Raw genomic sequence first — 19,130 nt, forward strand, 5'->3', positions numbered from 1 at the left:
CCGCTGCCGGGCCCGCCGATCGGCGCGACCAGCGGGGCGCCGGCGGAGTTGCCGCCGTCGTCCCCGGCCGGGCGGGGCATGTTCGGCATCCACGGCTCCGGCGACACGTCCGGCTTCGGCGGGCTGGTCCGGCGGCGGCCGCAGGTGATCGGCAGCCCCCGCCCGTACGGCGGCTACTTCGACGAGGTGTACGACGCGCTGGAGGAGGCGTACCCCGGGCTGCACGACGCGATCGAGAAGGTCGTGGTGTACCGGGGCGAGCTGACCCTGCACATCCACCCGGAGAAGATCGCCGAGGTCTGCCAGGTGCTGCGGGACGACGAATCCCTGCGGTTCGAGCTGTGCTCCTCGGTCTCCGGCGCGGACTACCTGGGCGGCGACGAGCGCCGGCTGCACGTCGTCTACCACCTGACCTCGATGACCTACCGGCGGCGGATCCGGCTGGAGTGCGCGGTGTCCGTCGAGCGCCCGGAACTGCCGAGCGTGACGAGCGTCTACCCGACCGCCGACTGGCAGGAGCGGGAGACGTACGACATGTTCGGGACCGTCTTCACCGGCCACCCCAACCTGACCCGGATCCTGATGCCGGACGACTGGGAGGGGCACCCCCAGCGCAAGGACTACCCGCTCGGCGGCGTGCCGGTCGAGTACAAGGGCGCTGAAATTCCCCCGCCCGACCGCCGAAGGAGCTACCAGTGACCACTCCTGGCTACGCGACCGAGCGCGAGACCACCGAGGGCAAGGTCTTCACCGTCACCGGTGGGGACTGGGACGAGGTGGTCAGCGGTGTCGACTATGGGCACGACGAGCGGATCGTCGTGAACATGGGTCCGCAGCACCCGTCCACGCACGGCGTGCTGCGGCTGGTCCTCGAGCTGGAGGGCGAGACCGTCACCGAGGCCCGGCTGGTCGTCGGGTACCTGCACACCGGCATCGAGAAGAACCTCGAGTTCCGCAACTGGGTGCAGGGCAGCACGTTCGTGACCCGGATGGACTACCTCGCACCGATCTTCAACGAGACGGCGTACAGCCTCGCGGTGGAGAAGCTGCTCGGCATCGAGGACCAGGTCACCGAGCGGGCCACCACGATCCGGGTGCTCATGATGGAGCTGAACCGGATCTCGTCCCACCTGGTGTGGCTGGCCACCACGGGCATGGAGCTCGGCGCGATCTCGATGATGCTGTACGGCTTCCGGGAGCGCGAGTACGTCCTCGAGATCTTCGAGATGATCACCGGGCTGCGGATGAACCACGCCTACGTGCGCCCCGGCGGCGTCGCGCAGGACGTGCCGGACGAGGCGATCGTCAAGATCCGCGAGTTCCTGGCGATGATGCCGAAGAAGCTCAAGGAGTACGAGGATCTGCTCTCCGGCCAGCCGATCTGGCAGGAGCGGACCAAGGACGTCGCGGTGCTGGACGTCACCGGCTGCGTGGCGCTGGGCATCACCGGCCCGGTGCTGCGCTCGGCCGGCCTCGCCTGGGACCTGCGCAAGACCATGCCGTACTGCGGCTACGAGACCTACGACTTCGAGGTGCCGACCGCCCAGACCGGCGACGTGTGGGGCCGGTACGAGGTGCGGATGGCCGAGATCCGCGAGTCCATGAAGATCGTCGAGCAGTGCCTGGAGCGGCTGCGCCCCGGCCCCATCATGGTGGCCGACCGGAAGATCGCCTGGCCGGCGCAGCTCGCGATCGGCGTGGACGGCATGGGCAACTCGCTGGAGCACGTCGCGAAGATCATGGGTCAGTCGATGGAGTCGCTGATCCACCACTTCAAGCTGGTCACCGAGGGCTTCCGGGTCCCGCCGGGCCAGGTGTACGTGGGTATCGAGGCGCCGCGCGGCGAGCTGGGCGTGCACGCGGTCTCGGACGGCGGCACCCGGCCGTACCGGGTGCACTACCGGGAGCCGAGCTTCATCAACCTGCAGTCGCTCCCGGCGATGGCCGAGGGCGGCCTGATCGCCGACGTGATCGCCGGCGGCGCATCGCTGGACCCCGTGATGGGTGGGTGTGATCGGTAATGGGCTTTAGTGAGGCGACCCACGCGCGGGCGCGGGAGATCATTGCGCGCTACCCGGCGGGTCGGGAGCGGTCGGCGCTGCTGCCGCTGCTGCACCTGGTGCAGTCCGAGGAGGGGCACGTGACCCCGGCCGGCGTGCAGTTCTGCGCCGAACAGCTCGGGCTGACCAAGGCGCAGGTGAGCGCCGTGGCCACCTTCTACACGATGTACAAGCGCAAGCCCACCGGCGACTGGCTGGTCAGCGTGTGCACCAACACGATGTGCAACGTGCTGGGCGGCCAGGCGGTCTACGACGCGCTGAGCGAGCACCTGGGCGTGGGTCACGACGAGACCACCGAGGACGGCACGATCACGCTGGAGCACGCCGAGTGCCTGGCGGCGTGCGACTACGGGCCGGTCATGACCGTGAACTACGACTTCTTCGACAACGTGGACCCGGACATCGCCCTGAACCTCGTGGAGCGGCTGCGCGCGGGCGAGCGCCCGCAGCCGACCCGGGGCGCCCGGCTCTGCACGCTGAAGGAGATGTCGCTCCAGCTCGCCGGGTTCGCCGACGAGCGCGAGGGCGCGGTCGCGGACGGCCCGCCCGGCGCGTCGACCCTGCGCGGCGTGCGGTTGGCCCAGGAGAACGGCATCACCGTCGCCGGCTTCGACCCCGGCACCCCGATCGGCAAGCCCGCCGAGCGGCCGGCCGGGCCGGAGAAGGCCAACGCCGGCGCGGCGACGGCGGCCGGCGTGGCCAGCAACGAGCCGGCCCGGGACGCCTCGCCGTCCGGGCAGCCGAGCGAGCCGCGGCAGCGCAACCTCAAGGAGGCCAAGTGAGCGCGACCGCTGTGACCGTCCCCCGGCGGGAGGTGCTGGAGAAGCTCACCCCGGTGCTCACCAAGCGCTGGCTGTCGCCGGACGCCTGGCGGATCGACGTGTACGAGCGGCTGGACGGGTACGCGGCGCTGCGCAAGGCGCTCGCGGCGCACCCGGACGCGCTGATCCAGCTCATCAAGGACTCCGGCCTGCGCGGCCGCGGCGGCGCCGGCTTCCCGACCGGCCTGAAGTGGGGCTTCATCCCGCAGAACGACGGCAAGCCGCACTACCTGGTGGTCAACGCCGACGAGGGCGAGCCGGGCACCTGCAAGGATCTGCCGCTGATGATGCACGACCCGCACTCGCTGGTCGAGGGCGTGATCATCGCCGCGTACGCGATCCGGGCCGACCGGGCGTACATCTACATCCGGGGCGAGGCGGTGCACGCGGCACGCCGGCTGCGCAACGCGGTGAAGGAGGCGTACGCCGCCGGGTACCTCGGCCGGAACATCCTGGGGTCGGGCTTCGACCTCGACCTGGTGGTGCACAGCGGCGCCGGCGCCTACATCTGCGGCGAGGAGACGGCGCTGCTGGACTCGCTGGAGGGCTTCCGCGGCCAGCCGCGGCTGCGCCCGCCGTTCCCGGCCACGCACGGCCTCTACGCCTCGCCGACCGTGGTCAACAACGTCGGGACGATCTCCAGCGTGCCGTACATCGTGCTAGGCGGCGCCGCCTGGTGGAAGACGATGGGCACCGAGAAGTCCTCCGGCCCGATGATCTACTCGCTGTCCGGCCGGATCGCCAACCCCGGCCAGTACGAGTGCTCGCTGGGCATCACGCTGCGCGAGCTGATCGAGCTGGCCGGCGGGATGCAGCCGGGGCACAGCCTGCGGTTCTGGACGCCGGGCGGCTCGTCGACGCCGCTGCTGACGGCCGAGCACCTGGACGTGCCGCTGGACTTCGAGGGCGTCGCCGCCGCCGGGAGCATCCTCGGCACCACGGCCACGCAGATCTTCTCCGACCAGGACTGCCCGGTGTACGCGACGTACCGGTGGCTGGAGTTCTACTACCACGAGTCGTGTGGCAAGTGCACCCCGTGCCGCGAGGGCAACTACTGGATGGTGCGGGTCTACCGGCGGATCCTCTCCGGCCAGGGCACGTACGAGGACCTGGACACCCTGCTGGACACCTGCGACAACATCCTCGGCCGGGCGTTCTGCGGCCTGGGTGACGGCGCGACCAGCCCGGTGACCTCCTCGCTCAAGTACTTCAAGCAGGACTACCTGGACTACATCGAGGGCCGGACGGCGCCCAAGCTGTCGGACAAGGCCCTGGTGGGAGCGCACTGATGGCGGACGTTGTCAAGGCTGGTTCCAACGGCGTCGAGACGGTCACCCTCACGATCGACGGGGTGGAGGTGACCGCGCCCAAGGGTGCGCTGCTGATCCGGGTCGCCGAGCAGCTCGGCATCGAGATCCCGCGGTTCTGCGACCACCCGCTGCTGGCGCCGGCCGGCGCCTGCCGGCAGTGCCTGGTCGAGGTGGAGGGGCAGCGCAAGCCGGTCGCCTCGTGCACCCAGACGGTGGCCGACGGAATGGTGGTCAAGACGCAGCTCACCTCGCCGGTCGCCAAGAAGGCGCAGGCCGGCATCATGGAGCTGCTGCTGATCAACCACCCGCTCGACTGCCCGATGTGCGACAAGGGCGGCGAGTGCCCGCTGCAGAACCAGGCGATGTCGACGGGGCGGACGGACACCCGCTTCCACGACCACAAGCGGGAGTACCCCAAGCCCGTCGCCATCTCGACGCAGGTGCTGCTGGACCGGGAGCGCTGCGTGCTGTGCCAGCGCTGCACCCGGTTCTCGGACGAGATCGCCGGCGACCGGTTCATCGACCTGATGGACCGCTCCGCGGCCGAGCAGATCGGCGTGTACCGGGACGACGCGTTCAGCGGCGACCACCCGCGCTCGGCGATCGACGAGCCCGGGTACGAGCAGGAGACGGCCGAGCCGGGCGACGAGCCCTTCAACTCGTACTTCTCCGGCAACACGGTGCAGATCTGCCCGGTGGGCGCGCTGACCGGCACCCAGTACCGGTTCCGCGCCCGCCCGTTCGACCTGGTCTCCTCGCCGAGCGTCTGCGAGCACTGCTCGGCCGGGTGCGCCCAGCGCACCGACCACCGCCGGGGCAAGGTCATGCGCCGGCTGGCCGGCGACGACCCGGCGGTGAACGAGGAGTGGAACTGCGACAAGGGGCGCTGGGGCTTCCGGTACGCCACCGCGTCCGACCGGATCACCAACCCAATGGTCCGGCGGGAGGACGGCGAGCTGCACGAGGCGTCCTGGTCCGAGGCGCTGGAGATGGCGGCCGAGGGGCTGCGCAACGCCCGGGACGGCGCCTACGGCGTGGGCGTGCTGACCGGCGGCCGGCTGACCGTTGAGGACGCGTACGCCTACGCCAAGTTCGCCCGGGTCGCGCTGCGCACCAACGACATCGACTTCCGGGCCCGCCCGCTGTCGAACGAGGAGGCGGACTTCCTCGGCTCCACCGTCGTCGGCGGCACCGACGTGACGTACGCGGACGTCGATGCCGCGTCGGCCGCGGTGGTCGTCGGGCTGGAGCCCGAGGAGGAGTGCCCGATCCTGTTCCTGCGGCTGCGCAAGGCGTACCGCAAGGGCGGGTTCGCGGTGACCGCGGTCGCCCCGTTCCTCAGCCGCGGCTTCACCAAGCTGGACGCGGCCCTGGTCGAGGCGGTCCCGGGTGGGGAGGCCGACCTGCTGCGCGACGATCCGCGGGTGGCCGAGACGCTGCGCGCGCCGGGTGCGCTGCTGATCGTCGGCGAGCGGCTGGCGACCGTCCCCGGTGGGCTCTCGGCCGCGGCGGAGCTGGCCGCCCGGACCGGCGCGAAGCTGGCCTGGGTGCCGCGGCGCGCGGGCGACCGGGGGGCGGTCGACGCCGGCTGCCTGCCGAACCTGTTGCCGGGCGGCCGCCCGGTGATCGAGGCGACGGCCCGCGCCGAGCTGGCCGGGATCTGGGACCTCGAGGCCGGGATCATCCCGAGCCGTCCGGGCCGCAGCACCGACCAGATGGTCGCGGACGCGGCCGTCGGCCGGCTGGGCGCCCTGGTGGTCGCCGGCGTGGACCCGGCCGACCTGGCCGACCCCCGCCTGGCCGAGCAGGCCCTGGACAACGTCGGCTTCCTGGTCTCGCTGGAGGTGCGTCGCAGCGCGGTGAGCCGCCGGGCGGACGTGGTGTTCCCCGTCGCCCCGGTGGTCGAGAAGGCCGGCAGCTTCGTGGACTGGGAGGGCCGGCTGCGCACCTTCGACCGGGTCCTGACCACGACCGCGATGACCGACGCCCGGGTGCTGGACGCGATCGCCGCCCAGCTCGGCGTGGCGCTGGGCACCGGCGACGTCAACGCGGTCCGGCGGGAGCTGGGCGGCCTGCCCGCGACCCGGGCGGATCGTATCGAGCCCCCGCGGGTGTCGGGCATCGGCGCGGCCCGTCCGGGCGACGGCGAGGCGGTGCTGGCCACCTGGCACCACCTGATCGACCTGAGCCGCCTGCTGGAGGGCGACGAGTACCTGGCCGGCACGGCCCGGGTTCCGGTGGTCCGGCTGGGCAAGGTGCTGGCCGAGCGGCTCGGCGTCGCCGAGGGCGACCCGGTGACCGTCGGCACCGAGCGGGGCGCGCTGACCCTGCCGGCGGCGATCACCGAGCTGCCGGACGGCGTGGTCTGGGTGCCGACGAACTCGCCGGGCGCGACGGTGCGCCGCACCCTCGGCGTGACCGCCGGCGCGGTCGTGAAGGTCTCCGCCGGTGCGCCGGCGGGGCCGATCCTGGCAAGTGGAGGTTCCCGGTGACCGCGTATCTCGCGCAGGATCCCCGACTTGAGGACTTCGGCCACGACCCGTGGTGGCTGATCCTCATCAAGATCGTCGTCGCCTTCGCGTTCGGCATGGGCCTGACCGTGCTCGGCGTCTGGTTCGAGCGCCGCGTGGTGGCCCGGATGGCGGTCCGCCCCGGCCCGAACCAGGTCGGCCCGTTCGGCCTGCTCCAGACGCTGATCGACGGCGTCAAGGGGATGCTGAAGGAGGACGTGCTGCCGCGTACCGCGGACAAGGTGGTGTTCTTCTTCGCCCCGACGGTCTCGGCGATCATGGCGCTGACCGCGCTGTCGGTCATCCCGTTCGGCCCGCTGGTGAGCATCTTCGGGCACCGGACCGCGTTGCAGGTCACCGATGTGCCGGTCGCCGTGCTGATCGTGCTGGCCTGCTCGTCCCTGGGCATCTACGGGATCGTGCTCGGCGGCTGGGCCTCCGGCTCGACGTACCCGTTGCTCGGCGGCCTCCGCTCGACCGCTCAGATGATCTCGTACGAGGTCGCCATGGGCCTGTCCATCGTGGCCGTGTTCATGACCGCCGGCACGATGTCCACCAGCGGGATCGTGGCCAGCCAGGCGGGCGGTTCGAAGTTCGCCTCGATCGGCGGGTTCGACCTGTACGTGCCGGGCTGGTACGGCCTCCTGCTGATCCCCAGCTTCCTGATCTTCCTGGTGTCGGCGTTCGGCGAGACCAACCGGGCGCCGTTCGACCTGCCCGAGGCGGAGAGCGAACTGGTCGCGGGGTACATGACCGAGTACAGCTCGATCAAGTTCCTGCTCTACATGCTCTCCGAGTACGTCGCCATGGTCTCGATGTCCTCGATCATGGTGACGCTGTTCCTCGGCGGCTGGCGGGCACCCTGGCCGATCACGCTCTGGTCCGGGGCGAACTCCGGGTGGTGGCCGCTGCTGTGGTTCCTCGGCAAGGTCGTGCTGCTGCTGTTCGTGTTCGTCTGGGTCCGGGCCACGCTGCCCCGGCTGCGGTACGACCAGTTCATGCGGCTGGGCTGGAAGGTCCTGCTGCCGCTGAACCTGGCCTGGATCGTGTTGCTGGCCGGCGTGAAGGTGTTCCAGGGCAGCGAGCTGACCAGCCGCAACCGCTGGCTGATCGTGGCCGGCGTGGTGGTCGCGGCGCTGCTGGTCGCCCTGCTGTGGCCGTCCCGCAAGGCGCAGCCGACGCCGTCGCTGGAGGAGCAGGTGGCGGCCCGGCCGGCCGGCAGCTTCCCGCTGCCGCCGATGGACCTGGTCGTCCCGCCCAGCCCACGGGCCCGCCGGGCGGTGGCCGAGCGGCAGCCGGCGAACGTCGGCGGCACCGAAACTTCGAACGACTCCGACGAGACCCGCAAGGAGGTGTGACGTGGGCGCGGTCACCGACTCGGTGAAGGGCTTCGGCGTCACCTTCTCCCACCTGTTCCGCAAGGTGGTCACCACCGACTACCCGTTCGAACAGCCGAAGACGGCGCCGCGCTACCACGGGCGGCACATCCTGAACCGGCACCCGGACGGCCTGGAGAAGTGCATCGGCTGCGAGCTGTGCGCCTGGGCCTGCCCGGCGGACGCGATCTACGTGCAGGGCGGCGACAACACCGACGAGCAGCGGTTCTCGCCGGGCGAGCGGTACGCCTCGGTCTACCAGATCAACTACGCCCGCTGCATCTTCTGCGGGCTGTGTATCGAGGCGTGCCCGACCCGCTCGCTGACGATGAGCAACGAGTACGAGCTGGCCCGGGACAACCGGCGGGATCTGATCTTCACGAAGGAGCAGCTGCTCGCGCCGCTGCTGCCGGGCATGGAGCACCCGCCGCACCCGATGCGGCTGGGCGACAGCGAGAAGGACTACTACGTGGGGGCCCTGACCAACCCCGGCACGTCGGCCGGCGCCGAGCGGGCGCCCTGGTCGCAGCAGCACACCGCGGACGGCTCGGGCAGCGCCGGGGAGCTGTCGTGACCCCCGCCGCCGTGCTCGCCGCCACCCCGATGTCGACCGGCGAGATGTGGGTGTTCATCCCGCTCGGCATCCTCGCCCTGGTCGGCGCCCTGGGCATGGTCGCCGCCCGCAACGCGGTGCACTCCGCGCTGTTCCTGGTGCTCACCATGCTCTGCCTGGGCGTGTTCTACATCGTCCAGTCCGGGCCGTTCCTCGGCGTCGCGCAGATCATCGTCTACACCGGCGCGATCATGATGCTGTTCCTGTTCGTGCTGATGCTGGTCGGGCGGGACGCGTCCGACTCGCTGATCGAGACGCTGCGCGGGCAGCGGGTCGCGGCGATCCTGCTCGGCGTCGGCTTCGCCGGCCTGGTCTGCGTCGGCCTGGGCCGGGCGCTGGCCGGCACGACCGCCAAGGGGCTGGCCGAGGCGAACAGCGCCCACGGCGGCAACGTGCAGGGCCTGGCCAGTCTGCTGTTCACCAGGTACGTGTTCGCGTTCGAGGTCACCTCCGCGTTGCTGATCACGGCTGCGGTCGGCGCGATGCTGCTGGCCCACATCGAGCGGCGCAAGGGCGAGCGGCCGACCCAGCCGGAGCAGATGCGGGCCCGGTTCGCCCCCGGCAACTACCCGGCGCCGAAGGCCGGTCCGGGCGTGTACGCCACCTCGGACTCGGTCGCCACGGCCGGCCTCCTGCCAGACGGCACGCTTGCCGCACGGAGCATCCCGGAGATCCTGCCGCCGCGGGAGCTGACCAGTTCCGAGACCGCACCGAAGGGTACGGACCGATGACGCTGACCCCCGAGTGGTACCTGCTGCTGGCCGCGGCGCTGTTCACCATCGGCGCGGTCGGGGTGCTGATCCGCCGCAACGCGATCGTGCTGTTCATGTGCGTCGAGTTGATGCTCAACGCGGCGAACCTGGCGCTGGTCACGTTCAGCCGGATCAACGGCACGCTGGACGGCCAGATCATCGCGTTCTTCGTGATGGTGGTGGCCGCCGCCGAGGTCGTCGTCGGCCTGGCCATCATCATGTCGATCTTCCGGACGCGGCGCTCGGCCAGCGTTGACGATTCCAACCTCCTGAAGTACTAAAGGGGCCTGACCCGTGGAACACACTGTGCAGTTCGCGCCGGCCACCGGCCTGCTGAGCGGCATGTGGCTGCTGGTGGCGCTGCCGGCGGTCAGCGCGGCCGTCCTGCTGCTGCTCGGCCGCCGCGCCGACCGGTGGGGGCACTGGCTCGGCTGCCTGAGCGTCGGCGCCGCGTTCGTGCTCGGCCTGCTCTCCTTCTTCGCGCTGCGCGGGCAGGAGAACCGCGCCGTGCAGCTGAACCTGTGGGAGTTCATCTCGGCCGGCTCGTTCAGGGTCGACTTCGGCCTGCTGTTCGACCCGCTCTCCGCCGTCTTCGTGCTGCTGATCACCGGCGTGGGCTTCCTGATCCACGTGTACGCGGTCGGCTACATGGAGCACGACGAGGGCCGGCGCCGGTTCTTCGGGTACTTCAACCTCTTCGTCGCCGCGATGCTGGTGCTGGTGCTCGGCAACAACTACGTGATGACGTTCCTCGGCTGGGAGGGCGTGGGTCTCGCCAGCTACCTGCTCATCTCGTTCTGGTACGTCCGGCCGTCGGCGGCGACCGCGGGCAAGAAGGCGTTCCTGATGAACCGGGTCGGCGACGCCGCCTTCGTCATCGCGATCTTCCTGCTGTTCGCCCAGCTCGGCACGGTGAACTTCGACGGCGTCGCCAACCAGGTGCACACGCTCAGCTCGGGCGTCACCCTGATGCTGGGCCTGCTGCTGCTGCTCGGCGCGACCGGTAAGAGCGGCCAGTTCCCGCTGACCGCCTGGTTGCCGGACGCGATGGAGGGCCCGACCCCGGTCTCCGCGCTGATCCACGCCGCCACGATGGTGACCGGCGGCGTCTACCTGATCGCCCGGTCCAACTTCATCTTCACCGCGAACAGCACGCTCCAGTTGGTCGTGGTCAGCGTCGGCGCGCTCACGCTGCTGATCGGCGCGATCATCGGCTGCGCCAAGGACGACATCAAGCGGGTGCTCGCCTGGTCCACGGTCAGCCAGATCGGCTACATGTTCCTCGGCGTCGGCCTCGGCGGCGCGGCGTACGCGCTGGCGATCGTCCACCTGCTGGCGCACGGCTTCTTCAAGGCCGGGCTGTTCCTCGGCGCCGGCTCGGTCATGCACGGCATGCGCGACCAGGTGGACATCCGCCGGTTCGGCGGGCTGTGGAAGTACATGAAGATCACCTGGGTCACCTTCGGCCTGGCCTGGCTGGCGATCATCGGCCTCCCGCCGCTGTCCGGCTTCTTCTCCAAGGAGCCGATCATCGTGGCGGCGTTCGAGCGCAAGGACTGGACGGCCTGGCTGTTCGGCATCGCGGCGCTGCTCGGCGCCGGGCTCACCGCCTTCTACATGACCCGGCTGTTCATGCTGACCTTCCACGGGCCGAAGCGGTGGACGGACGACATCGAACACCCGCACGAGTCGCCGCCGATCATGACGATTCCGCTGGTTCTGCTGGCGGTCGGCTCGGTCGCCGCCGGTGGCCTGATGGTCGGTCCGGTGCCGAAGTGGCTCACCCCGGTCCTCGGCCACGAGGTGCGGGGCGAGGCGGTCCTCGCGCACAGCGCCATCACGATCCTGGCCATCGCGGTGACCCTGATCGGCGCGGGCCTGGCGTACCTGCTGTTCCGGGACGGCACGGCGACCGCGCCGCAGCCCGCCGGTGCGCTGGTCACCGCCGCGCGCAAGAACCTCTACATCGACGCGTTCAACGAGGCGGTGTTCGAGAAGCCCGGCATCTTCCTCACCCGCGCCCTGGTCTTCCTGGACGGCAAGGGCATCGATGGCGCGGTCAACGGGATCGCCGCCTCGGTGGGCGGCGGTTCGGGCCGGTTGCGCCGGCTCCAGACCGGCTTCGTCCGCTCCTACGCGATGTCCATGCTCACGGGTGCGCTGCTGGTCGTGGCCGCGTTCCTCGCGGTTCAGTACGGGTGGTTCGCATGAATTTTCCGTTCCTCTCGGTTCTGACGGTGGCGCCGCTGGTCGGCGCGGTCGTCGTGGCGCTGCTGCCCCGGACCAGGCCGGCGCTGGCCAAGCAGGTCGCGCTCGGCTGGTCGGTGGCGGTGCTGGCGCTGTCCGTGGCGATGTGGATCGCGTACCAGGCCGGCGGCGACCGGTTCCAGTTCCGCGAGTCGTACCCGTGGATCCCGAACTGGGGCGTGCGGTTCACCTTCGCGGCCGACGGCATCGCGCTGGTCATGCTCATGCTGATCGCGGTGCTGATGCCGCTGGTGATCCTCGCCTCCTGGCACGACGCCGAGCGCGGCAAGCGCAACGTGCCGGTGTACTTCGCCCTGCTGCTGGCCCTGCAGAGCACGATGTTCGGGGTGTTCGCCGCCGCGGACGTCTTCCTGTTCTACGTGTTCTTCGAGGTCATGCTCGTGCCGATGTACTTCCTCATCGGCAGCTACGGCGGCGGCAAGCGCCAGTACGCGGCGGTGAAGTTCTTCCTGTACTCGCTGGTCGGCGGCCTGTTCATGCTGGCCGCGGTGATCGGCCTGTGGGTGCTGGGCGGTCACACCTTCGACTGGCAGGCGCTGGTCGACGCCAACTTCTCCACCGGGGCGGAGCGCTGGCTGTTCCTCGGTTTCTTCGCCGCGTTCGCGATCAAGGCGCCGTTCTTCCCGTTCCACACCTGGCTGCCGGACGCCGGCGGCGCGGCGCCGGCCGGTGCCGCGGCGATCCTCGTCGGCGTGCTGGACAAGGTCGGCACGTTCGGCATCCTGCGGTACTGCCTGCCGCTGTTTCCCGAGGCGTCGCGGTACTTCGCGCCGCTGGCGCTGACCCTGGCGGTCATCGGCATCATCTACGCCGCCCTGCTGGCGGTCGGCCAGAACGACCTCAAGCGGCTGGTCTCGTACACCTCGATCGCGCACTTCGGCTTCATCGGGGTGGGCATCTTCGCGTTCACCACCCAGGCCGGCACCGGCGCGGTGCTCTACATGGTCAACCACGGTCTGGCCACCGGCCTGCTGTTCCTGGTCGTCGGCATGTTCGTCGCCCGGCGCAACTCGGCCCTGGTCAGCGACTTCGGCGGGGCCGGGAAGCTGCTGCCGCTGCTGGCCGGCGTGCTGCTCTTCGCCGGCCTGGCGTCCCTGGCGCTGCCGGGCACCGCGCCGTTCGTCTCCGAGTTCCTGGTGCTGCTCGGCTCGTTCACGGTGAACAAGACCGTCGCGGTGATCGCCACCAGCGGCATCATCCTGGCCGCCGGGTACGTGCTGTGGATGATCCAGCGCACCACCCAGGGCACGGTGAACCCGGCGCTGGCCAGCAACGAGGGCATGCGCCACGACATGTCGCTGCGCGAGAAGGTCGTCGTCGCGCCGCTGATCGCGCTGATCGTGCTGCTCGGCTTCTACCCGAAGCCGGTCACCGACGTCATCAACCCCGCCGTCAAGGCCACCATGGCCGACGTCGGCGCGTCCGACCCGGCGCCGGCCGCCGGCACCACGGAGGCTGCTCGATGAACGACCTGAAGCTGCCCGCGATCGACTACGCGGCGCTGGCGCCCATGCTGATCCTGTTCGGCGTCGCGTGCCTCGGCGTGCTGGTCGAGGCGGCGGTCCCGCGCGCCCGGCGCGGCCTGGTCCAGGTGCCGCTGGGGCTGCTGGGGCTGGTGGCGGCGCTGGTGTTCGTCATCGCCGAGGCGGGTACCCGCAAGCGCACCGCCGGCGAGGCGATCGCGATCGACGGCCCGGCGCTGTTCCTCCAGGGCGCGATCATCGTGCTCGGGGTGGTCGCGCTGCTGCTGATCGCGGAGCGCTCGCTGGAGCCCGGCGGCCCGTTCGTCGCCCAGCCGGCCCGCCCGGTCGGCTCCGAGGCGGACCGCTCCCAGGCCGCCGGCGAGGGCGGCGCCACCGAGGCGTACCCCCTGGTGATGTTCGCCCTGGCCGGCATGCTGCTGTTCGTCGCCGCGAACGACCTGCTGACGATGTTCGTCGCGCTGGAGGTCTTCTCGCTGCCGCTGTACCTGCTCTGCGCGCTGGCCCGGCGGCGCCGGCTGCTCAGCCAGGAGGCGGCGCTGAAGTACTTCCTGCTTGGCGCGTACGCGTCCGCGTTCTTCCTGTTCGGCATCGCGCTGATCTACGGGTACGCCGGGGCGATCACCTTCTCCCGCATCCACCAGGCGGTCACCGCCGGCACCGGCAGCGGGGTGCTGCTGTTCGCCGGCCTGGCCCTGCTGGCGATCGGCCTGCTGTTCAAGGCGGCCGCCGCGCCGTTCCACGTCTGGACCCCGGACGTGTACCAGGGTGCGCCGACCCCGATCACCAGCCTGATGGCGGCGTGCACCAAGACCGCGGCGTTCGGCGCGCTGCTGCGCGTGCTGTACGTCGGGTTCCCGGGGGCCACCTGGGACTTCCGGCCGATCATCGGGGTCATCGCGATCCTGACGATGCTGGTCGGCGCGGTCTTGGCGGTGACGCAGACCGACATGAAGCGCCTGCTGGCGTACTCGTCGATCGCCAACGCCGGGTACCTGCTGGTCGGCGTGCTCGCGATGACCCCGGAGGGCGTCTCCAGCACCCTGTTCTACCTGGTGGCGTACGGCTTTACGGTGATCGCCGCGTTCGCCGTGGTGACCCTGGTCCGGGACGCGGACGGCGAGGCCACCCACCTGTCCCGCTGGGCCGGGCTGGGGCGTCGCTCGCCGCTGTTCGCCGGGGTGTTCACCTTCCTGCTGCTGGCCTTCGCCGGCATCCCGTTGACCAGCGGCTTCACCAGCAAGTTCGCGGTCTTCGGGGCGGCCTTCGGCGGCGGGCAGGTGTGGCTGGTGGTGGCCGGTGTGGTCACCAGCATGCTGCTGGCCTTCCCGTACCTGCGGGTCGTGGTGATGATGTGGCTGTCCGAGCCGGGGGAGAGCACCCCGAGCGTCTCGGTGCCCGGCGCGTTCACCTCGGCGGCGCTGGTCATCGGCGTGCTGGTCACGCTGCTGCTGGGCGTCCTGCCCGGCCCGCTGCTGGACCTGACCACGAGGGCCGGCGACTTCGTCAGATGACCGACGTGCCGCAGCGCCGCCCCCGGCCCACACCTGGTCGCGGCGCTGTGGCATGGTTGGGTGCGTGGTGGGGAGCCTGAGCGCCGTGCAGCCCGGTGGGTTCGATCTGGGGGCGCTGACCGCGATCGGCGTGGAGTTCGCCGACCCGGAGTTGACGAGCACCATCACCACCGTGCTGAACCGGGTCGAGGGCGAGTTGCTAACCGCGGTCACCAGCGCCGACCCGTTCGTCACCGAGGCGGCCCGGCACCTGGCTGAGGCGGGCGGCAAGCGGTTCCGCCCGCTGCTGGTGGCGCTGGGGGCGCATTTCGGCGACCCGATGGCGTCGATGGTGGTCCCGGCCGCCGTGGTGGTGGAGCTGACCCACCTGGCCACCCTGTACCACGACGACGTGATGGATGAGGCGCCCGTGCGCCGGGGCGCCCCGAGCGCCAACTCCCGCTGGACCAACTCGGTGGCCATCCTGGTCGGTGACTACCTGTTCGCCCGGGCCGCCGATGTCGCCGCTGACCTGGGTGCCGATGCGGTCCGTATCCAGGCCCGCACGTTCGCCCGGCTGGTGCAGGGCCAGATCGCCGAGACGGTCGGCCCGCGGGACGGCGCCGACCCGATCACCCACTACCTGCGGGTCATCGCGGAGAAGACCGGCTCGCTGATCGCCACGTCCGCCCGGTTCGGCGCCATGTTCGGCGGAGCCAACCCGGAGCAGGTGGAGCGCCTGGCGGCGTACGGCGAGGCGATCGGCGTGGCGTTCCAGCTCTCCGACGATCTGCTCGACATCGCCTCCGAGTCGTACCAGTCCGGCAAGACGCCCGGCACCGACCTGCGCGAGGGTGTGCTGACGCTGCCCGTGCTGTACGCGTTGGCGGCCGACGATGCGGATGCCGCGTCCACCCGGCTGCGGGAGATCCTGTCGGCCGGGCCGATCACCGACGACGCCCTGCACGCGGAGGCGCTGGGCCTGCTGCGGGAGTCGCCGGCGTTGAAGCGGGCCCGGGAGACGGTCCGCTCGTACGCGGAGAACGCCCGTGCCCGGCTGGCGCCGCTGCCGCAGCGGCCGGCCCGTGTCGCGCTGGAGTCGCTGTGTGACTTCATCGTCGACCGTACGAGCTGACATTTACCCCGCCACGCGCCAGTTATACGAGGTTCGTTCGATTTCTCGTGCTCGTGCGCGCGAAATGGCCCGAAATAGGGTGATGCGCGAAGCGTGATCGACGAATAGAGTTGTAGCGATGTGCGTACGGTGCGTGGCATCGCCTTCCGGCTCCCGGGTCGAGGGCCTTTTCCCGCACCGGAGCTTTTTCATATGGTGTAAGTCCATGGTGGCGGAGGTGCGGTGGTGCGCGACCCCCTGGCGGAACCTTCTGATCTCATCCGCAGCGTGTCCCGCGCGCTGCGTGTGCTGGAGGCGGTGGGTAGGGCGCCGCGGGGGTTGACCGTGAAGCAGATCGCCCGGCGCTGCGAGCTGACCGTGGCGACGACCTACCACCTGGTCCGCACGCTCGCCTACGAGGGCTACGTGATCCGCCGGGAGGACGGTACCTACGTGGTCGGCCTGGAGATCGCCGACCGGTACCGGGAACTCGTCGTCGCCTTCCGTGGCCCGGCCGCCGTGGGGGAGACCCTGCGCCGGGCCGCCGCCGACACCGGCTACACCCACTACCTGGGCCGCTTCGTCGGCACCCGGGTGGCGGTCAGCGCCTCCGCCGACGGGCCCCGCTCCCCGTACCAGGAGGAGTTCGCCCCCGGCTTCGACGAGGGCGCCCACGCCACCGCCATGGGCAAGGCGCTGCTGGCCACCCTCACACCCGACCAGCGGTTCCGGTACCTGAAGGAGTGGGGGATGCGGCAGTTCACCCCCGCGACGCTGGTCTCGCCCGAGGCGCTGGAGGCCGACCTGCTCGCCGGCGACCGGCGCGGCATGCAGATCGAGGTGGGGCAGTACCGCCCCGGGGTCGCGTGCGCCGCCGTGGTCGTGATCCCCGACCGGGATCTGGAGCGCCGCGTCGTGCTGGCCTGCTCGATGCCGGCCGCCGACCTGATGGCCTCCGCGCGGGTGATCCGGTCGAAGCTGCTCTCGACCGCGCGCGGGCTGGCCGACGTGCTGGAGGCCGACCCCGCCTGAGCGGCGGGGCCGGCCCCTCAGGGCGCGACTAGGCGCCGATGGCGCCGCCGTCCAGGCGCCAGGTCACCACCACGCCGGGCTTGCTGAAGTCGCCGTCCGGCCAGGTCGAGGCGGGCTCCTCCAGGCTCGCGCCGGTGATCTCGCCGGGGTGCTGCACCGCCACGAACACCGAGCGGTTGTCCCCGGTGATGAACGGCCCGCAGGTCTCGGCGCCGTACGGCACCGTCAGGAACTGCTTCAGGTGCCCCTTCTCCGGCCCCTCGACCGCCGTCGCGAACAGCCCGTCGTTGCTGCCGAGGGCGTTGCCGTCGGTGGCGATCCACAGGTTGCCCGCGCCGTCGAACGCCACGTTGTCCGGGCAGGAGATCGGCGAGACCTTGCTCTTGTCGTAGCCGGCGAAGTACGTCGACGGGTCGGTCGGGTCGCCGCAGACGATCGGCAGCTCCCAGGTGAACGTCTCCGCCGTGTGGTCACCGCCGTCCTCGGTGATCGCGAGGATGTGGCCGTGCTTGTTGCCGGGGCGCGGGTTCGCCTCGTCCACGGCCGGGTCGCTGCCGACGCCCCGGTTGGTGTTGTTGGTCAGCGCCGCGTAGATCTTGCCGTTGACCGGGTTCGGCTCGACGTCCTCCGGGCGGTCCATCTTCGTGGCGCCGACCGCGTCGCCGGCCAGCCGGGTGAAGGTGAGCACGTCCACGACGGGCATCCCGTCCACGTACGACCGGGTGCCGCTGACCAGCTTGATCCACCGGCCGGTTCCGTTGAACGCGCCGTCGCTGGGCAGCTTGCCGCTGCCGTCGATCTCGTCGGCGCTGCTGAACGACAGCTTCGCCACGTACAGCGTCCCCGACTCCAGCAGGGTCAGGTTGTGCTCCTTGGCCTGCCGGGAGTTGCCCGGCTTGAACTTCTTCTCCGAGACGAACTTGTACAGGTAGTCGAAGCGCTCGTCGTCGCCCATGTACGCGACCGCGTGGCCGCTGCGCGCCAGGATCACGTTGGCGCCCTCGTGCTTGAACCGGCCCAGCGCGGTGTGCTTGCGCGGCCGGGAGGCCGGGTCGAACGGGTCCACCTCGACGATCCAGCCGAAGCGGTGCGCCTCGTTCGGGTGCTTGGCCAGGTCGAAGCGCTTGTCCGCGCGGTCCCACTTGCGGCTGCCGGACGGGTACCGGTTCTTCACGTCGATCCCGTACCGGGCCAGCTTCGGCTGGATCGCGGCCGGCGCGCCGTCGCCGCCGACGAAGTACTGGTTGAAGTTCTCCTCGCCGGAGAGCACCGTGCCCCACGGGGTCACCCCGCCGGCGCAGTTGTTCAGCGTGCCGACGACCGTGCGCCCGGCCGGGTCCGCCGCGGTCTTCAGCCACGCCGAGCCGGCCGCCGGGCCGGTCAGGTCGAACTTGGTCGCCAGCGCGGTGATCCGCCGGTTGTAGTGGCGCCCACCCCGGTCCACCCGGACCCACCGGCCCGAGCGCCCGTCCCGTTCGATCTCCACCACGGACAGGCCGTGCGCGGCGATGGCGGCCTTCACCTGCTCCACGCTCAGCGCGTCCAGGCTGGTGAAGCCGGGGAACATCAGCTCCTCGTTGGTGTACTCGTGGTTCACCACCAGCAGGGCGCGGTCGCCGTTGCCGGGCAGCGGCAGCACCGCCACGAAGTCGTTGTTGTACCCGAACTGCGCCGACTGGCTCGCCGCCGTCTGCTTGTGCACGTTCAGCGCGGGCGCACCGGGCACCACCTCGTCACCCCAGCGGATGACCACCGAGTGGTCGTACCCGTTGGGAACGATGAACGTGTCGAGCCGGTTCGGGGGGATGGGCTTGAAGGTCAGGGGGCCGGCCTTGACCGGGCCGTTGCCCGCACCGCCGCCCTTGCCTTTGCCCTTGCCGGTGGCGGGCGCGGCGGCGGCCGGGGCGGCGGCCGCGAGCGCGCCACCGCCGAGGCCCAGCACGAGCGCGCCGGCGCCCGCGCCCAGCACGCCCCGGCGGGACATCTCGGCCCGTACCAGGTCACCGAGGTACTCGTTGTCGGACTCGTTGGGTACCGGGTGGCCGCAGGCGTTGCCGCAGCGATAGCGGCACGTCATGCTGTCGCGCCCGGTGTGGCCGGGCGCGCCGAGCAGCGGAAGGAAACGTGGACGGTTGGTCATGGCCCGGAAGGTAGGGGCGAGGGGCACGAAACCGGTGAGAACCCGCGGTCGCCCCGGTGAATGCGCAGTGAACCTCTGCGGCTCTCGACCAGGGCGGACCGGGCTTGAACCAAACCGGGGCGGCCGCCGTGAATGAGATCAGAGGCACGGCGAGGGGCGC

General features: G+C 71.0%; 15 protein-coding genes. 14 read left to right on the plus strand and 1 reads right to left on the minus strand.

Features of this window, described 5'->3' with window-relative positions; genetic code table 11:
* Positions 1–3 precede the first annotated feature (3 nt).
* From KJS59_RS07010 to KJS59_RS07075, 14 genes are all read left to right on the plus strand, one after another.
* Positions 4–699, plus strand: coding sequence for an NADH-quinone oxidoreductase subunit C (locus tag KJS59_RS07010; RefSeq protein ID WP_249713951.1), 696 nt, complete (start codon positions 4–6; stop codon positions 697–699).
* Complete coding sequence (locus tag KJS59_RS07015; protein ID WP_213451490.1) at positions 696–2,021, plus strand: NADH-quinone oxidoreductase subunit D; 1,326 nt, start codon at positions 696–698, stop codon at positions 2,019–2,021. Before KJS59_RS07010 ends, KJS59_RS07015 begins: the two co-directional genes overlap by 4 nt.
* The gene (gene nuoE / locus KJS59_RS07020; protein WP_213451491.1) at positions 2,021–2,842 is read left to right on the plus strand and encodes an NADH-quinone oxidoreductase subunit NuoE; all 822 of its coding nucleotides are present in this window, start codon (positions 2,021–2,023) and stop codon (positions 2,840–2,842) included. The genes KJS59_RS07015 and nuoE overlap by 1 nt, the downstream gene beginning before the upstream one ends.
* An 11-nt stretch (positions 2,843–2,853) precedes the next feature.
* Positions 2,854–4,170 carry an NADH-quinone oxidoreductase subunit NuoF gene (nuoF, locus tag KJS59_RS07025; protein ID WP_213451621.1) on the plus strand — a complete coding sequence of 439 codons (1,317 nt, stop codon included), beginning with the start codon at positions 2,854–2,856 and terminating at the stop codon, positions 4,168–4,170.
* Complete coding sequence (locus KJS59_RS07030; RefSeq protein ID WP_213451492.1) at positions 4,170–6,683, plus strand: NADH-quinone oxidoreductase subunit G; 2,514 nt, start codon at positions 4,170–4,172, stop codon at positions 6,681–6,683. Before nuoF ends, KJS59_RS07030 begins: the two co-directional genes overlap by 1 nt.
* A complete protein-coding gene (gene nuoH / locus KJS59_RS07035; protein ID WP_213451493.1) occupies positions 6,680–8,059 on the plus strand; it encodes an NADH-quinone oxidoreductase subunit NuoH in 1,380 nt (459 codons plus the stop codon). Before KJS59_RS07030 ends, nuoH begins: the two co-directional genes overlap by 4 nt.
* A gap of 1 nt (position 8,060) precedes the next feature.
* Positions 8,061–8,651: an NADH-quinone oxidoreductase subunit NuoI gene (gene nuoI / locus KJS59_RS07040; RefSeq protein ID WP_213451494.1), complete on the plus strand. Its 591-nt coding sequence runs from the start codon at positions 8,061–8,063 to the stop codon at positions 8,649–8,651.
* An 11-nt stretch (positions 8,652–8,662) separates the two neighbouring features.
* Entirely contained in the window at positions 8,663–9,421 is a 759-nt protein-coding gene (locus tag KJS59_RS07045; protein ID WP_283775751.1) for an NADH-quinone oxidoreductase subunit J, read from the plus strand.
* On the plus strand, positions 9,418–9,723 hold the full coding sequence (gene nuoK / locus KJS59_RS07050) for an NADH-quinone oxidoreductase subunit NuoK (RefSeq protein WP_249713940.1): 306 nt from the start codon (positions 9,418–9,420) through the stop codon (positions 9,721–9,723). Before KJS59_RS07045 ends, nuoK begins: the two co-directional genes overlap by 4 nt.
* Positions 9,724–9,784: 61 nt before the next feature.
* Positions 9,785–11,653 (plus strand): NADH-quinone oxidoreductase subunit L, encoded by a 1,869-nt coding sequence (nuoL, locus tag KJS59_RS07055; RefSeq protein ID WP_213451623.1) that lies wholly within the window; start codon positions 9,785–9,787, stop codon positions 11,651–11,653.
* A complete protein-coding gene (locus tag KJS59_RS07060) occupies positions 11,650–13,176 on the plus strand; it encodes an NADH-quinone oxidoreductase subunit M (RefSeq protein WP_213451496.1) in 1,527 nt (508 codons plus the stop codon). The genes nuoL and KJS59_RS07060 overlap by 4 nt, the downstream gene beginning before the upstream one ends.
* Entirely contained in the window at positions 13,173–14,705 is a 1,533-nt protein-coding gene (gene nuoN, locus KJS59_RS07065; RefSeq protein ID WP_213451497.1) for an NADH-quinone oxidoreductase subunit NuoN, read from the plus strand. The genes KJS59_RS07060 and nuoN overlap by 4 nt, the downstream gene beginning before the upstream one ends.
* A 52-nt stretch (positions 14,706–14,757) precedes the next feature.
* Complete coding sequence (locus KJS59_RS07070) at positions 14,758–15,819, plus strand: polyprenyl synthetase family protein (RefSeq protein ID WP_213451498.1); 1,062 nt, start codon at positions 14,758–14,760, stop codon at positions 15,817–15,819.
* A 225-nt stretch (positions 15,820–16,044) separates the two neighbouring features.
* Positions 16,045–16,830, plus strand: a complete 786-nt coding sequence (locus KJS59_RS07075; RefSeq protein ID WP_213451499.1) for an IclR family transcriptional regulator — start codon at positions 16,045–16,047, stop codon at positions 16,828–16,830.
* A gap of 28 nt (positions 16,831–16,858) precedes the next feature.
* Here KJS59_RS07075 and KJS59_RS07080 read toward each other — a convergent pair whose 3' ends face one another.
* Complete coding sequence (locus KJS59_RS07080; protein WP_213451500.1) at positions 16,859–18,970, minus strand: PhoX family protein; 2,112 nt, start codon at positions 18,968–18,970, stop codon at positions 16,859–16,861.
* Positions 18,971–19,130: the final 160 nt, after the last annotated feature.

This window comes from Rhizomonospora bruguierae (genome assembly GCF_018397995.1).
In the GTDB taxonomy this organism is placed as follows: Bacteria; Actinomycetota; Actinomycetes; order Mycobacteriales; family Micromonosporaceae; genus Rhizomonospora; species Rhizomonospora bruguierae.

Excerpts from the sequence above, each read along its gene's own strand:
- nuoE (WP_213451491.1), top strand. The coding sequence starts at position 2,021 with ATGGGCTTTAGTGAGGCGACCCACGCGCGGGCGCGGGAGATCATTGCG.
- KJS59_RS07030 (WP_213451492.1), top strand. The coding sequence starts at position 4,170 with ATGGCGGACGTTGTCAAGGCTGGTTCCAACGGCGTCGAGACGGTCACC.
- nuoK (WP_249713940.1), top strand. The coding sequence starts at position 9,418 with ATGACGCTGACCCCCGAGTGGTACCTGCTGCTGGCCGCGGCGCTGTTC.
- nuoL (WP_213451623.1), top strand. The coding sequence starts at position 9,785 with ATGTGGCTGCTGGTGGCGCTGCCGGCGGTCAGCGCGGCCGTCCTGCTG.
- KJS59_RS07060 (WP_213451496.1), top strand. The coding sequence starts at position 11,650 with ATGAATTTTCCGTTCCTCTCGGTTCTGACGGTGGCGCCGCTGGTCGGC.
- nuoN (WP_213451497.1), top strand. The coding sequence starts at position 13,173 with ATGAACGACCTGAAGCTGCCCGCGATCGACTACGCGGCGCTGGCGCCC.
- KJS59_RS07070 (WP_213451498.1), top strand. The coding sequence starts at position 14,758 with ATGGTTGGGTGCGTGGTGGGGAGCCTGAGCGCCGTGCAGCCCGGTGGG.
- KJS59_RS07080 (WP_213451500.1), bottom strand. The coding sequence starts at position 18,970 with ATGACCAACCGTCCACGTTTCCTTCCGCTGCTCGGCGCGCCCGGCCAC.